The 14,620-nt window shown below is 68.1% G+C and carries 13 protein-coding genes; 6 read left to right on the forward strand and 7 right to left on the reverse strand.

All coding sequences use genetic code 11. The annotated features are described in order from the left end of the window. Positions 1-12 precede the first annotated feature (12 nt). On the forward strand, positions 13-1,392 hold the full coding sequence (locus tag MLP_RS06445) for an FAD-dependent oxidoreductase (protein WP_013862219.1): 1,380 nt from the start codon (positions 13-15) through the stop codon (positions 1,390-1,392). Here the strand turns inward: MLP_RS06445 and MLP_RS06450 are convergent. From MLP_RS06450 to MLP_RS06470, 5 genes are all read right to left on the reverse strand, one after another. Then, the gene (locus MLP_RS06450) at positions 1,359-2,546 is read right to left on the reverse strand and encodes an acyl-CoA dehydrogenase family protein (RefSeq protein WP_013862220.1); all 1,188 of its coding nucleotides are present in this window, start codon (positions 2,544-2,546) and stop codon (positions 1,359-1,361) included. The two genes, MLP_RS06445 and MLP_RS06450, sit on opposite strands and share 34 nt — an antisense overlap. Further along, a complete protein-coding gene (locus MLP_RS06455; RefSeq protein WP_013862221.1) occupies positions 2,546-4,792 on the reverse strand; it encodes a thiamine pyrophosphate-dependent enzyme in 2,247 nt (748 codons plus the stop codon). The genes MLP_RS06450 and MLP_RS06455 overlap by 1 nt, the downstream gene beginning before the upstream one ends. Positions 4,793-4,986: 194 nt before the next feature. Beyond that, positions 4,987-6,327 (reverse strand): L-lysine 6-transaminase, encoded by a 1,341-nt coding sequence (gene lat / locus MLP_RS06460; RefSeq protein WP_013862222.1) that lies wholly within the window; start codon positions 6,325-6,327, stop codon positions 4,987-4,989. Positions 6,328-6,450: 123 nt separating this feature from the next. Beyond that, on the reverse strand, positions 6,451-7,044 hold the full coding sequence (locus MLP_RS06465) for a YdeI/OmpD-associated family protein (RefSeq protein ID WP_013862223.1): 594 nt from the start codon (positions 7,042-7,044) through the stop codon (positions 6,451-6,453). A 5-nt stretch (positions 7,045-7,049) separates the two neighbouring features. Next, a complete protein-coding gene (locus MLP_RS06470) occupies positions 7,050-7,490 on the reverse strand; it encodes a gamma-glutamylcyclotransferase family protein (RefSeq protein ID WP_013862224.1) in 441 nt (146 codons plus the stop codon). 88 nt (positions 7,491-7,578) lie between these two features. Between MLP_RS06470 and MLP_RS06475 the strand changes: the two genes are divergently transcribed. The 3 genes from MLP_RS06475 (at position 7,579) to MLP_RS06485 (ending at position 10,758) form a co-directional block, all read left to right on the forward strand. Beyond that, a complete protein-coding gene (locus MLP_RS06475) occupies positions 7,579-8,994 on the forward strand; it encodes an NAD(P)H-quinone dehydrogenase (RefSeq protein WP_197536510.1) in 1,416 nt (471 codons plus the stop codon). Position 8,995: 1 nt separating this feature from the next. Further along, positions 8,996-9,832, forward strand: a complete 837-nt coding sequence (locus tag MLP_RS06480) for an alpha/beta fold hydrolase (protein ID WP_013862226.1) — start codon at positions 8,996-8,998, stop codon at positions 9,830-9,832. An 86-nt stretch (positions 9,833-9,918) separates the two neighbouring features. Continuing rightward, complete coding sequence (locus MLP_RS06485) at positions 9,919-10,758, forward strand: Sir2 family NAD-dependent protein deacetylase (protein ID WP_013862227.1); 840 nt, start codon at positions 9,919-9,921, stop codon at positions 10,756-10,758. Here MLP_RS06485 and MLP_RS06490 read toward each other — a convergent pair. Continuing rightward, positions 10,755-11,549 (reverse strand): hypothetical protein, encoded by a 795-nt coding sequence (locus MLP_RS06490; RefSeq protein ID WP_013862228.1) that lies wholly within the window; start codon positions 11,547-11,549, stop codon positions 10,755-10,757. The genes MLP_RS06485 and MLP_RS06490 overlap by 4 nt on opposite strands. 191 nt (positions 11,550-11,740) lie before the next feature. On the opposite strand from MLP_RS06490, the gene MLP_RS06495 reads away from it, so the two are divergent. Continuing rightward, on the forward strand, positions 11,741-12,298 hold the full coding sequence (locus tag MLP_RS06495) for a DinB family protein (RefSeq protein ID WP_013862229.1): 558 nt from the start codon (positions 11,741-11,743) through the stop codon (positions 12,296-12,298). On the opposite strand, the gene MLP_RS06500 is transcribed toward MLP_RS06495, so the two are convergent. Then, entirely contained in the window at positions 12,295-13,008 is a 714-nt protein-coding gene (locus MLP_RS06500; RefSeq protein WP_041791474.1) for a FadR/GntR family transcriptional regulator, read from the reverse strand. The two genes, MLP_RS06495 and MLP_RS06500, sit on opposite strands and share 4 nt — an antisense overlap. A gap of 199 nt (positions 13,009-13,207) precedes the next feature. Between MLP_RS06500 and MLP_RS06505 the strand changes: the two genes are divergently transcribed. Further along, complete coding sequence (locus tag MLP_RS06505; protein ID WP_197536582.1) at positions 13,208-14,581, forward strand: GntP family permease; 1,374 nt, start codon at positions 13,208-13,210, stop codon at positions 14,579-14,581. Positions 14,582-14,620 lie beyond the last annotated feature (39 nt).

Genomic DNA, 14,620 nt, shown 5'->3' on the forward strand with positions numbered 1-14,620 from the left:
GCAGGGGGCGTCATGAGAGTCGCCATCATCGGTTCGGGCCCGGTGGGCATGACAGCAGCAATGCTGCTTGGTCGACAGGGTCATTCGACCGTCCTCATCGACCGCGATCCTGGGCCGACTGACTCCGGTGGGTGGGAACGCGTGGGAGTGATGCAGTTCCAGTTGCCGCACGGCTTCCGTCCCCAGTGCCGGAGTCTGTTGGGTGAGCGACTGCCCGATGTGCTCGATGCGGTCATTGCGGCCGGCGCGACCGCACCCGACGGATCAGCCGACAGATCACCTGGGGGATCGCTGGATGCTCCGCTGCTCGTCCGCCGGTCGGTCTTCGAGCGGGCGCTGTGGGAGGCCGCTTCCACCGAGCCCGCGGTCACGAGAGTGACCGGCCATGCCGACGCCGTCGAGGTGCGCGGCGGACGCACCGTCGGCGTCGTCGTCGACTCGACGCTGATCCCGGCGGAGCTGGTGATCGATGCCGCAGGCCGCAAGGCGCACCTCAGCCGGGAATACCGGCCACCGGTTCGCCGGGTGGACTGCGGGATGGCGTACGCCGCTCGGCAATACCGGCTCCTGCCAGGGGCCGAGCCAGGTCCACGAAACGGTGGCCCGGCATTCATCACCCAGCACCGAGGATTCGCGACCCTGGTGTTCGAGCACGATGCCGGCACGTTCACGGTGCTGTTCATCCGCCCCAGCACGGACAAGACCTTGGCACTGCTCCGACACGCCGAGGTCTTCGAGGCAGCCTGCCGCAGTGTGGCAGGTGTGGCGGACTGGACCGATCCGAGGCGAAGCGAGCCCATCGACGTCGTACGCGCCGGCGCCGGGCTGACGAACGAGTACGGAGGACAACCGATCGGTGTGACGGGCCTGGTTGCCATCGGCGACGCCCTCTGCGTGACGAATCCGCAGGGTGCCCGGGGAATCCCGCTGGGCCTGCGGGCGGCCGCGGCGCTCGCCGATCTGGTCGACGACGGCGATGGTGCCGGGCCAATGGATCTCGCCGAACGGCTGGATGCCTGGGCAGACGCTCAGCTGCTGCCGTGGTTTCGCGACCACGTCGAGTGGGACGCCGCGACCCTCCAACTGTGGTCGGGCCAGCGGGTCGTCGCCGATGGGCCGATCGGGCCGGAGGCCCTGGTGGCCGCGGCTCAGCAGCAGCATCCCGAGTGGTTGCCGACGTTGCAGAGATACTTCGGGATGACCGTCACCCCGGACGTGCTCGACCCGTTCCGGGCCGAGGTTCGTGCCATGGTGCGATCCGGCTGGCAGCCGCCAGCCCTCACCGGGCCGAGCAACGAGTGCCTGACCCGCGACGAGCTCGTCGCAACGATCACCCGGACTCAGCTGCTCACCCGGACTCAGCTGAACGCTGAGACCCCGGTCAGCGCCTGACCGATCACCAGCTGATGCACCTCCGAGGTGCCCTCGTAGGTCAGCACTGACTCGAGGTTGTTGGCGTGCCGGAGCACCGGATATTCCAGGGTCACCCCGCTGGCGCCCAGAATCGTGCGGCACTCCCGAGCGATGGCCAGCGACTCGCGTACGTTGTTGAGCTTGCCGAGACTGACCTGGCGCGGATCCAGCCGGTGGTCGTCCTTCAGCCGACCGAGGTGGAGCGCCAGCAGGAATCCCTTCTGCAGCTCCAGAGCCATGTCGGCGAGCTTGGCCTGGGTGAGCTGGAACGACGACAGCGGGCGGTCGAACACCTCGCGGGTCGCTGCATAGTCGATCGCCGTCTCAAGACAGTCGCGCGCCGCACCCAGGGCGCCGAACACGATGCCGAACCGAGCCTCGTTCAGACAGGACAGGGGACCCTTCAGACCCACGACCTCGGGAAACACCGCATCATCGGGCAGTCGGACGCCCTCCAGCACCAATTCGGAGGTGATCGAGGCGCGCAGCGACAGCTTCTTGCCGATCTTGGGCGCCGAGAAGCCCGGGGTGTCGGTTGGCACCACGAAACCGCGGATCCCGGCCGGGTGATCGCCGTCGGCCTCGGCCTTGGCCCACACCACGGCGACGTCGGCGACCGAACCGTTGGTGATCCACATCTTCGTACCGTTCAGCACCCAGTCGTCCCCGTCGCGGCGGGCGACGGTACGCATCCCGGCCGGGTTGGAGCCGAAGTCGGGCTCGGTGAGTCCGAAGCAGCCGAGCTTCTCGCCCGCCGCCATCGCAGGCAGCCAGGTCTGCTTCTGCTCCTCGCTGCCCCAGCGCCAGATCGCGAACATGGCCAGCGAACCCTGTACCGACACCAGGCTGCGGATGCCCGAGTCGCCGGCCTCCAACTCGAGGCAGGCCAACCCGTACGACACCGCGTTGGTGCCTGCGCAGCCATAGCCCTCCAGATGCATGCCCAGCAGTCCGAGCGAGCCGGCCTCCTTGACGATGCCGAGGTCGAGATCGCCGCGTTCGTACCAGTCGGCCACGAACGGCTTGACCCGCTGCGCCACGAAGTCGCGTACAGCGGCCTGGATGTCGCGTTCCTCCTCGCTCAGCAGATGGTCGACCTTCAGCAGGTCCAGCGGGGCAGTACGGCCCTTCATCAGCGGTCCATTCCGGCCACCGCCACGGCGGCCTGCTCGATCTCGTCCTCGCTCAGCAGCACCTGCTGCGCAGCAGTTCCCAACGGTACAAAGGAATTCAGGCTGGAGACCCGGCGCAGCGGCCCCCTGAAGCCAGCCTCCACCAGGCAGCTGATGACCCCCTCACCGACCCCGCCGTCATGCCGAGTCTCGTCGACCACGAGAACCCGACCGGTCCGCTCGGCCTCGGCGAGGATGTCGTCGGCGGGCAGCGGAGCAAGCCAGCGCAGATCGTAGACCCGCGCGGTGATGCCCTGGGCTGCCAACCGCTTGGCGACCCGCAGGCTCATCGGCACCCCGTTGCCGAAGGTGATCAGGCTCAGCGCGGCCCCATCCGGACCGTCGACACTGCTCGGACCGTACGCACGGGCGCGGCCGATCGGCACGGACTGGCCATGGTCGACCGACAGCCACCCGTTGTCGCCAGGCTCGTGCAGATCCCGTCTGTGATAGAGCGCGATCGGCTCCAGGAACACCGACACCGTGCCGTCGACCGACGCGGCGGCCACGCAGGTCCGCAGCAGTGCCGCGGCATCGTCGCCGCGGGACGGGCAGGCGATCACCAGACCCGGGATATCGCGCAGCACACCGACGGCATTGTCGTTGTGGAAGTGGCCGCCGAATCCCTTCTGGTACGCCAGCCCTGCGATCCGCACCACCAACGGGTTGCGATAGCGGCCCTGGGAGAAGAACGACAGCGAGGCCGCCTCGCCGCGTAGCTGGTCCTCGGCGTTGTGCAGATAGGCGAGGTACTGGATCTCCGGGATCGGCAGCAGTCCGGCCAACCCGGCACCCAGGCCGAGTCCGAGGATCGACTGCTCGTCGAGGATCGAATCGAACACCCGCCCCCGGCCGAACCGGCGGGCGAGACCACGCGTCACCCCATACACGCCGCCTTTCGTGCCGACGTCCTCGCCGAAGACCAGCACCCGGGGATCGGTCTCCAGCAGTTGGCCGAGAGTGGCATTGATCGACTCGGCCAGCGTGCGCGGCGCAGCCTCGCGAGCAGGAGTGCCGCCGTCGCGATCACCAGCCAGCCGGGCGGCTTCTCCGGCTACGGCATCCGGATGGCGTGGAGACAGCGGCGCCATCACCTCCGCAGCCGAGCGCAACAACGGCGCGGCTGCCAGCTCTGCAAGGACCGTCTCCACCTCGTCGCGTACGTTGTCGACGCCGGCGAGCAACTCCGGCGTCGTGACGCCCCGAGCTACCAGGGCAGCAGCGGTGCCGAGGATCGGGTCGGCGGCCAGTTCGGCCTGGATGGCGGACGGCGTGCGATAGGAGACCTCGGCATCGCTGCCCGCGTGACCGAGATAGCGCACCGTCCGCAGGTGCAGGAACACCGGTCGGCGCTGCTCCCGGGCGATCGCCACCGCGCGCTCGATCTCCGGCTGAGCGGTCACAGGGTCGGCGCCGTCGGCCGCAACGTAGGCCAGTCCCGGGCGGTGCCCGTACGCTGTCTCGACCCAACCGTGCGGCGTTGGCACCGAGATCCCCAGACCGTTGTCCTCACAGAGAAACAGCAGCGGTACGGGAAGTCCGCGATAGGCCGCGTTCAAGGCGGAGTTGATCGCTCCGGTCGCGGTGGAGTGGTTGGCCGAGGCATCGCCGAAGGAGCAGACGACGACGCTGTCGGCCGGCCACTCGGAGGCGACCCCGAGCCGCTGGGCCCGGGGCAGTGACATGGCCAGCCCGACGGCCCGCGGCAGATGGGAGGCGATGGTCGAGGTCTGCGGGATGACGCTCAGGTCGCCGTGGCCGAACACCTTGTGCCGGCCGCCGGCGATGGGCTCACCAGCCGCCCCGAGCAGTCCCTGCAAGACATCCCGGATCGGGGTCGCCCCTGGCACCTGCGTCGCCCGTGCGCAGTAGAACCCACCCGAGCGATAGTGCAGCAGGGCCGGGTCGGTCGGCCGCAATGCCAACGCGACCAGGGCATTCGCCTCGTGACCGGCGGAGGAGATGGTGTAGAAGCCGCGTCCTTGGCGTTGCAGCCGACGAGCCGCCAGGTCGAGCTCGCGACTGCGCAGCTGCGCTGCGAACAGCTCCCACCACCACGAGACCTCCGAGTCGTCAGCCCCCACAGTCGCCGAGGCGACGGTGGAATCTGACAACGCCGCGTCCGACAACGCCGGGTCCGACAACGTGGCGAGAGCGACGCGCAGCTGCGCGTCGAGGGCCTCATCGGGCTTCTGGGTCGCGGCCACGGATGGAGTCTGCCGCCTCAGCCGTCGATTCGGCTACTTGGGAGGGCGATGTCGAACGACGACCTACTGCGCGGCACCCGAGCACCCACCGGTCTGCGTTGTCGTCGTCGCGGATAGAACCCCGCTATCCGACTCCTCCTCCGCCTTGCCCGGCACGCACTCGGGCACCTGCTCGCTACGGCCGCCGTTCAACATCACCCTCCCAGCACGCCGCTCACGGTCCGAGCCAGGGCCGCGATGGCTTCATCGATCTCATCCTGGCTCACCGACAGCGCCGGACGGAAGCGTACGGAACGCTCGCCGCACGGCAGCACGATGACCTGCTCCCGCTCGAACAGCTCGCTGATCACCTGCTCCCGGGTCGCGCGGTCCGGCAGGTCGACGGCCAGGAACAGGCCTCGGCCGCGCGGATTGCTCACCCGGTCCGGATGTGCGGCGGCGATGGACCGCAGACCGGCCAGGAAGCGCTCGCCCTTGCCGGCCGCGGCGTCGATCAGGCCCTCGGTCTCGACGATCTCCAGGATCCGGCGCGCCCGGACCATGTCGGCCAGCCCACCACCCCAGGTGGAGTTGATCCGACTGGACACGGCGAACACGTTGTCGGCGACCTCATCGACCCGGCCACCGGCCATCACGCCGCCGAGCTGGGCCTTCTTGGAGAACGCCACGATGTCGGGCTGCACACCGAGCTGTTGGTAGGCCCAGGCGGTGCCGGTGGTGCCCATCCCGGTCTGCACCTCGTCGAAGATCATCAGCGCGTCGTGTCGGTGGACCAGCTCGACCATCCGCTGGAAGAACTCCGGCCGGATGTGGTTGTCGCCGCCCTCGCCCTGGATCGGCTCGGCGATGAACGCGGCGATGTCGTGCGGATGGGCCTCGAAGGCGGCCTTCGCCTGGGCGTAGGCACGGTCCTCGGCCGCCTCGATGTCGGCGAGGTGCTCCTCGATCGGGAAGGTGATCGCCGGTACGTCGATCCGCGGCCAGTCGAACTTCGGGAACCGGGCGGTCTTGACCGGCTCGGTGTTGGTCAGCGACATGGTGTAGCCGCTGCGCCCATGGAAGGCGCGGGTCAGGTGCATGATCTTGGTGCCCAGCTCAGGGCTCCGGCCGGCGGCTTCGTTCTGCCGGCTCTTCCAGTCGAACGCGATCTTGAGCGCGTTCTCCACGGCCAGGGCACCACCCTCGACGAAGAACAGGTGTGGCAACGCCGGATCACCGACGACGCGGGCGAAGGTCTCGACGAACTCCGCGTACTCGCTGGTGTAGACGTCCGGGTTGGCCGGCTTGTTGGCGGCGGCCTGGGCGAGCTCGGTCATGAACGCGGGATCGTCGACGATACCGGGCGGGTTCACGCCGAGTGGTGCCGAGGCGAAGAAGGTGTACAGGTCCAGATAGCGCCGACCCGTGCGAGCGTCGACGATCCGCGAGCCGCGGCTGCGTTCCAGATCGAGCACGAGCGGCATGCCGTCGGCCAGCACGTGTGCGGCCAGACTGGCGTGAACCTGGTCCGGGCTGATCTGAATGTGTTCGGCCATGGGGGGCACCTCCTCGTCATCGGACGAGAAGGATGATCTCGTCACATCGTCTTGCGATACGGGAGATCGTAGCGCCTGATTGCCATATGACGCCAATATTCATAGTTCAGGCACGCGTGGCGCTCAGGGTCTCTCGCCTCTGGCCGCCTTCTCGACGAGAATCTCCACCCGTCGCGACTTGGTGCTCTGCTGCTTGGCCAGCGCGATCTGGGTCAGCCCCTGCTTGCGCGCACTCGGTGGAAAGGCGTCCCAGTTCTTGCGGGCCACGGGTGAGGCGTCGAGGGCTGCCGTCAGCTCGGGTGGCTCGATCAGGTCTTCCACACTGTCGAGCACGGTCCACGTCCCGGACGCCTTGGCCGCCTCGATCACCGCCCAGCCCGCCGGCTGGATCCGGCCCGTCTGCTCGAGCTCGGCGATCCGCACCTTGTTGGTGCGCGACCACCCGCTCCGCGGACTGCGCCGAGCCCAGCGCTGCAGGGCGCGGGTCTCGTCGAGGGTCTTGACCTGGCCGTCGATCCAGCCCCAGCACAGGGCCTCGCGGACCACGTTCTCGTAGGTCAGGTCGCTGCCGACGGGCAGCTTGCGCGGCATCACCAGCCAGATGCCGGCTGTCGAGACATGATGAGCGGCGAGCCAGTCGTGCCAGTCGGCGAGGTCGGACGGTTCGAATCGATCGGACTCGGGGGAGGTGGAGCGCGGAGCGCGACCATCGAACACAGTCGTTACCAGCCGCTCGAGCAGGGCCGGGCGCGCAGTTCGGACAAGTAGTCCGCGGGTGCGCCGGCCACTTCGGCAGCATCGGTGAGGATGCCGAGAGTGCGAGCGCTGGGCAGACCGCCCTCGAAGTCATTGAGGACATACACCCAGGCGGTCACCTCCCCGTCCAGCGTGGCGACTCGCACGCGGACCTTGCGATAGAGGCCGGAGTCGGCGCACTCCCAGCCGTCCAGGACGGCCTCGTCGCTCTCGGTCACGTCATAGAGCCCGACGTAGACATGTGCCTCGGGATCCTCGACCAGGGTCGGCAGCGCGCCGTCCCAACCGTCGCCGCCGAAGGTCAGCCGCCAGCCGGTCAGCCAGCCGGTGCCGCGCAGCGGCGAGTGCGGACAGCGCGTCAGCATCTGGTCTGGGTCGAGGTTGCTTCCGTACGCCGCGTAAAGCACGCGAGTGAGGCTATCGCGCCGGAGTGCCAGCGAGAGTGTGCCGGGCGGCTGAACTGCCGAGGAAGAGCAGCGTGGAAGAATGCCCAGCGTGACCCGTGTAGTCATCATCGGTGGTGGTCCCGGCGGCTATGAGGCGGCGCTCGTCGCCCGCCAGCTCGGCGGTGAGGTGACGCTGATCGACACCGACGGGCTCGGCGGCTCGGCCGTGCTCACCGACTGCGTACCGTCCAAGACCTTGATCGCGACCGCTGAGGTGATGACCAGCGTGGCCGAATCGGGTGAACTCGGCATCCGCTTCGGCAGTCGCAACAACACCGACGCGGAGACCGCGGTGCACGTCGATCTGGCGGCGGTGAATGCGCGGGTGCTGGATCTGGCAGCCCGCCAGTCCGCCGACATCACCGACCGCCTGATCGACAAGGGCGTCACCATCGTCCGCGGTCGAGGGCGGCTGGCCGGACCGGAACGGGTGGTCGCCAAGACCGAGGACGACGTGCAGGTCTTCGAGCCGGACGTCGTCCTGGTCGCCACCGGCGCGCATCCCCGGGTGCTGCCGGACGCGGTGCCCGATGGCGAGCGGATCCTCACCTGGACCCAGGTGTACGCGTTGCAGGAGCTGCCCGAGAAGCTGATCGTGGTCGGCTCCGGTGTCACCGGAGCAGAGTTTGCCAGCGCATACGACGCACTCGGCGCCGAAGTGGTGCTGGTGTCCTCGCGGGATCGGGTGCTGCCGGGTGAGGACGCCGATGCGGCCCAGGTGCTGGAGGACGTGTTCGCCCGGCGTGGGTTGACCGTGCTCGGCAAGTCACGGGCGGAGTCGGTGGTGAGGGACGGCGACGGGGTGGTGGTCCGGCTGACCGACGGCCGGGAGATCACCGGTTCGCACTGCCTGCTGGCGGTCGGCTCCATCCCGAATACCTCCGACATCGGGCTGGCCGGTGCCGGCGTCACCCTCGATCGTGGCGGCTTCATCACCGTCGACAAGGTGTCCCGCACCTCGGCCCGGGGAATCTATGCGGCCGGTGACTGCACCGGGGTGATGATGCTGGCCTCGGTTGCGGCGATGCAGGGCCGGATCGCGATGTGGCACGCGCTCGGTGACGCGGTCTCGCCGTTGGATCTCAAGGTCGTCTCCGGCAATGTGTTCACCGCCCCGGAGATCGCCACCGTCGGGATGAGCCAGGCACAGGCCGACGTTGCGATGCCCAAAGTGGCGACCGTGCAACTGCCCTTGCAAGGCAATCCCCGGGCCAAGATGCAGGGTCTGCGCGACGGCTTCGTCAAGGTCTTCTGCCTGCCGGTGACCGGCATCGTCGTCGGCGGGGTGGTGGTGGCGCCGCGGGCTAGCGAGTTGATCTACCCACTGACCATCGCGGTGTCGGAGCGGCTTACGGTGGATCAGGTCGCCCACTCGTTCACCATCTATCCGTCTGTCTCCGGCTCGCTGGCGGAGGCGGCGCGCCAGCTCCACCTGCACGGCGCAGACCTCGTACCCAAGGAGTGACATGCCCTTCATCACCGTCGGCCAGGAGAACAGCGCCGATATCGACCTCTACTACGAAGATCAGGGCAGCGGCCAGCCGGTCGTGCTGATCCACGGCTACCCGCTCAACGGTGCGTCCTGGGAGAAGCAAACCGTCGCGCTGCTGCAGGCTGGCTATCGGGTGATCGCCTATGACCGACGGGGTTTCGGCGCATCGAGCAAGCCGTCGGTCGGCTACGACTACGACACCTTCGCCGCCGATCTGGCCGCCATCCTGGAGACCCTCGACCTGGTCGACGCGGTGCTGGTCGGCTTCTCGATGGGCACCGGGGAGATTGCGCGCTACCTCTCCCGCTACGGCAGCGACCGGGTCGCGAAGGCCGCCTTCTTCGGCTCGCTGGAGCCTTATCTGCTGATCACCGAGGACAATCCCGACGGCGCCGGGCCGCAGGAGTTCTTCAACGGCATCGTCGATGCCGTGACCGCCGACCGGTACGCGTTCTTCACCGGGTTCTTCGCCAACTTCTACAACCTCGACGAGAATCTCGGCAGCCGGATCAGCGAGGAGGCCCTCCGTGCCCACTGGAACGTCGCCGCCACCAGTGGGGCGGTCGCCGCGGCCGCCGCACCACTGACCTGGCCGACCGACTTCCGCGCCGACATTCCGGCGATCACCGTGCCGACTCTGATCGTGCACGGCACGGCCGACAACATCCTGCCGATCGACAAAACCGGACGGAAGTTCGCCGCTCTGCTGCCCGACGCCACCTACGCCGAGGTCGAGGGCGCTCCACATGGGTTGCTGTGGACGCATGGCGCCGAGGTGAACGAACACCTGCTCGGCTTCTTGGCGAGTTGAGTTCCGTCGGGACGACCACGGGCGACCAGTGGGTGGATCTTGGTGCGAGGTCGCACCAAAACTCACCCAGGAAGCTCGCTGAGCGGATGAGCGTCGAACTGACTGAGGGGCCAGAGGCGGTCGAGCAGCTGGCCGAGGTGCTTCGGGACCGCACCTGGACTGCGCTGACCGGCGCCGGGGCGTCGACCGACAGCGGCATCCCGGACTATCGCGGTCCGACCTCGGTGCGCGCGACGCCCATGCAGTTCTCGGAGTTCATTGGTGCGACGTCGGCCCAGCAGCGCTATTGGGCCCGGTCCTACCTGGGCTGGGAGCGGATGGGCACGGCGCGCCCCAACCCCGCGCATCAGGCATTGGTCGAACTGGAGTCAGCAGGCCTGGTCGGCGTCGTCACCCAGAATGTCGACGGGTTGCATGCCCGGGCGGGGAGCCGGCTCGTGGTCAACCTGCACGGCGAGATCGCCTGGGTGGTCTGCCTGGACTGTGGCACTCGGGTCCATCGGGGCGAGGTGCAACGCTGGCTGCGCGACCTGAATCCCGGGCTGATCGGGCAGCCGCCCGCCGAGCATGCCGAGCTACGCCCCGACGGCGACGCGGTGGTGGAGGAGTGGCGGCATTTCGTGCTCGCCTGCTGCGCGGCATGCGGTGGCCGGCTCAAGCCCGACGTGGTCTTCTTCGGTGAGTCGGTGCCCAAGGACCGGGTGCAGTTCGCCCACGACCTGGTGGACGCCGGTGAGGTGCTGGTGGTCCTCGGCTCGTCGTTGACGGTGATGTCCGGCCTGCGCTTCGTCCGGCACCTGGCCAAGCAGGGCAAGGACGTGGTGATCGTCAACCGCGGTGTCACGCGCGGCGACCCGCTGGCCACGCTCAAGATCGACGGCGGCTGTGCCGAGACCCTGGCACCCCTGGTGGGTGCGCTCCGTTAATCGAAGAAGTCGCCGAACATGTCGCCCAGGCCTTCTCCCACGCTACCGATGCCCTCGCCGATCCCTTCACCGATCTCGCCGATGCCTTCACCGATGCCGGTGAACAGGCCGGCGCCACCGCCGAACAGGAAGCTGCCGATCAGCGCCCCGGTGAGCAGGTCGCTACCGCGCCACCGGCTGTAGTAGCCCTGGGCCCACGGCGCGTACGCCTGGCCACCCTGCCAGTAGGGCACCCGCTGGGCACCCATCTGGACGGTGCGGATGTAGGGGTCCGCCCCGGCCAACACGCGTTCGGCGTCGGCGGGGCAGGCGGGCACCGCGCGCGCCACGCCCCCGGGCGGTGCCCATTCGACGTCCTGTGAGGAGGGACCATGAGCGGGATTGAAGAAGCACGGCGGACGCTTGGCCGGCAACGGCTTGTTGGCGACGCGGGCCTTCACGCAGGCGATCGCATAGCGGCCGTCCTCGAGGATCTCGGTGACGTGCTTGATCTCCTCGGGTCGACGCACCTGGTCGAGGGAGTACTTCGCGTTGTCGTAGGCGTCCAGGGCGCGCTGATAGTCCTGCTGCATCCCCTCGTCCAGTGGATGCCCGGACACGTCGGTGTCGAGCCGCTGGAGCTCCTCGCCGAACTTCGTCACGTCCTCATCCGCGGCCCGTTTGGAGGTCGACAGCTGGTTCTCCAACTCGGCGTGCTGATCAGCCTCCCGCTGCTGCACGGCCTTGCGCCGATACAGCAGTGAGCCGCCGACAACGGCGACCACGATGAGGATGACAAGCACTTCAGCCATGGGCTCCAGTCTCTCCCGACAGATCTGGACGATGAGGGTGCTGCGGCCTTTCTTACGCAGTTTTTGGGGCCCCGGCCCTGCTGCGGTTCCGGTGACCCCCTCTGACGTTACTCTGCGCCCTCGGCACGGCGCCGCCGACCCGCCCTGGGTCGGACATCTGCAGCGACGAGCGCGCTGAGTACGCTGACCTTGTGGAACCGGAGCCGGACACCAAGGACTGGACCTGGACTCTGACCCGGCGGTGTGAGCAGTGCGGGCTGGCGGCAGGGGAGGTCGCGGTCGCCGATGTGCCCGAGCGCGTCTTCGTGGCTGCCGAGGAGTGGGTCGTCATCCTGCGCTCTAGTCCGGCGGTCACGGCCCGCCCCGAGCCCAAAGTGTGGTCGCCGTTGGAGTACGGCGCCCATGTCCGCGATGTGTTGTTGCTCTTCGATGCGCGGATCGCCTTGATGCTGGTGGAGGACGTGCCGACCTTCGCCAACTGGGATCAAGACGAGACCGCGATCGAGGACAGCTACGCCGAGCAGGATCCCGAGGTGGTGGCCGACGAGGTAGAAGCGGCGGCGCTGGCTCTTGTCGCGCGCCTCCGGTCGCTGGAGCCGGAGCAGTTGGAGCGTCGTGGGCTGCGTTCCGACGGTTCGGAGTTCACGGTGGCGACGCTGTCGCAGTATCTGCTGCACGACGTGATCCACCATCTCTGGGACGTCACCGGCCAGCAGGATGCCACTGCGTCCCTGGAACTCTCCGGCTAGCTGCTGACAGCCTGCTCGATCGCGTCGGCAGATTCGGCCACGATGGCGCGCATCGACGCCTCCGCGGCCGCTCCAGCGCCCGCCTGGACCGCAGCCGCGACCTCCCCGTGCAGGCGGAGTGCCTCGGCATCGGCGACGGCCGGCATCAATGCATGCTCTGTGCGTCCTTCGAGTACGGAGGTCACCACGGTGCTCAGGCCGGCAAGCATCGGATTGCCCGAGGCCTGCAGCAAGGTGAGGTGGAAGTCCTTGTCGTGCTCCAAGTAGGCGGGCATGTTCGCAGCCCGGGAGGTGGCGGCCATGCCGATCACCGCGGCGGCGAGTTCGCCACACTGCTTGGGCGTAGCCCGTTCGGCAGCCAACCGGGCCGCGAGGGGTTCCACCGCGGAGCGCAGCTCGCTGAGGCTGCGCAGGGCTGCCATCCGGTCCGGCCCTGCGAGCCGCCAACGCAGCACCCGCGGGTCGTAGGGAATCCAGTGCTCAGGGCGGCGGACCGTGATGCCGACCCGCTGTCGCACCTCGACCAGCCCGAGTGACTCGAGCACGCGGACGGCCTCGCGGACGACGGTCCGGGAGACGCCGAGCTCGGCTGCTGCCTGGTCACTGGCGATCTTGCTGCCCGGTGCCCGTCGGCCGGAGGCGATGTCGGAGCCCCACTGCTCGACGAGGGCGTCGTGCAGGGAACCGGGCGTCTCGTGCAGCGTGACCATGGTCATAGCGTACGACAGATCACCTGACTTTTCCTCATCGGTGCAACATAACGACAGATATTTGGGACTCAAGTCTTGTAATAATCATACGATTCAGCTAGAGTCTGGTAAAATATCACACAGAAGCGTTGAAGTCCTTCTGGACATCCGCTTCGCGACCTCTGGAGGAACAATGAGCGTTCCCTTGCTGGTGGGGGCTCTGCCGCAGATGCTCCCGCTCGCGGTCTCAGACGCCAGGCTGATCACGTCAGCGCTGGCCGGCTTCGCGGTCATCATCATCTTGATCACCTGGCTGAAGCTGAACCCCTTTCTTGCCCTCACCATCGGCGCCCTGGGAGTCGGCCTGGCAGCAGGTCTGGCGCCCACCGACGCGGTCGACAGCTTCGCCAAGGGCTTCGGCTCCACCATGGGCAGCGTCGGCGTGCTGATCGGACTCGGTGCCATGTTCGGAAAGCTGCTGGCCGACTCCGGTGGCGCCGATCAGATCGTCGACACGCTGGTCGACCGCGCAAGTCCGCGGATGTTGCCCTGGACCATGGCTCTGGTCGGCGCCGTGATCGGGCTGCCGATGTTCTTCGAGATCGGTCTGGTGCTGCTGATGCCGGTCATCATCTTGGTGGCCCGTCGTTCCGGCCTGCCACTGATGAAGATCGCCATCCCGACCCTGGCCGGTCTGTCGGCCATGCACGGTCTGGTGCCGCCGCACCCAGGACCGCTGGTCGCGATCTCCACCCTGGGTGCCAACCTCGGGCTCACGCTCGCCTTCGGTGTGATCGTCGCCATCCCGACCGTGATCGTTGCCGGCCCGCTGTTCAGCGGCTTGGCCGCCAAGTGGGCACCCGTGCCCGTCCCCGACATGTTCGTGACCCGCGAGGACGAGGGCGAGGATCCGGCCGCCGGACCGCGGCCCAGTTTCCCGGCCGCCCTGCTCTGCGTGCTGCTGCCGGTGATCTTGATGATGGCCAAGGCGCTGACCGACGTGATCGCCCCCGATGCCGAGGGAGGGATCAAGGGGCTGCTCGACTTCGTCGGCACCCCGACGATCGCACTGCTGCTGGCTGTCGTCGTCGGCATCCTGGTCCTCGGTGCGGGCGGAAAGATGAATCGCAAGGCCATCGCCGAATCGTTGGAGAGCAGTCTGCCGCCGATCGCAGGCATCCTGCTCATCGTCGGTGCCGGCGGCGCGTTCAAGCAGGTGCTGATCGACACCGGCATCGGTGACGTGATCAGCCGGTTCGTCACCGGGTCGGGCATCTCGGTGCTGCTGCTCGGCTGGGTTGTGGCCGTGCTCGTCCGGGTCGCCACCGGTTCTGCCACCGTGGCCACGGTGACCGCAGCCGGGATCATGACCCCGGTCGCGGCGACCTTGCCGGCGCCGGAGGTGGCCTTGCTGGTGCTGGCCATCGGCTCCGGTTCGGTGTTCCTCTCCCACGTCAACGATGCCGGCTTCTGGCTGGTCAAGCAGTATCTGGGCACGGACATCCCGCAGACCTTCAAGACCTGGACCATGCTTGAATGCCTGATCTCGGTGTGCGGTCTGGTGGGCGTCTTGCTGCTGAACCTGGTGGTGTGAGCGATGGTGGAGCAGACTCACGACGAGCACACGAGTCAG

The organism is Microlunatus phosphovorus NM-1 (genome assembly GCF_000270245.1).
Taxonomy (GTDB): Bacteria; Actinomycetota; Actinomycetes; order Propionibacteriales; family Propionibacteriaceae; genus Microlunatus; species Microlunatus phosphovorus.

What these genes read in the sequence shown, in the direction of transcription:
- MLP_RS06445 (WP_013862219.1), top strand. Translation starts at nt 13, where the DNA reads ATGAGAGTCGCCATCATCGGTTCGGGCCCGGTGGGCATGACAGCAGCA.
- MLP_RS06450 (WP_013862220.1), bottom strand. Translation starts at nt 2,546, where the DNA reads ATGAAGGGCCGTACTGCCCCGCTGGACCTGCTGAAGGTCGACCATCTG.
- lat (WP_013862222.1), bottom strand. Translation starts at nt 6,327, where the DNA reads ATGGCCGAACACATTCAGATCAGCCCGGACCAGGTTCACGCCAGTCTG.
- MLP_RS06480 (WP_013862226.1), top strand. Translation starts at nt 8,996, where the DNA reads ATGCCCTTCATCACCGTCGGCCAGGAGAACAGCGCCGATATCGACCTC.
- MLP_RS06485 (WP_013862227.1), top strand. Translation starts at nt 9,919, where the DNA reads ATGAGCGTCGAACTGACTGAGGGGCCAGAGGCGGTCGAGCAGCTGGCC.
- MLP_RS06490 (WP_013862228.1), bottom strand. Translation starts at nt 11,549, where the DNA reads ATGGCTGAAGTGCTTGTCATCCTCATCGTGGTCGCCGTTGTCGGCGGC.
- MLP_RS06500 (WP_041791474.1), bottom strand. Translation starts at nt 13,008, where the DNA reads ATGGTCACGCTGCACGAGACGCCCGGTTCCCTGCACGACGCCCTCGTC.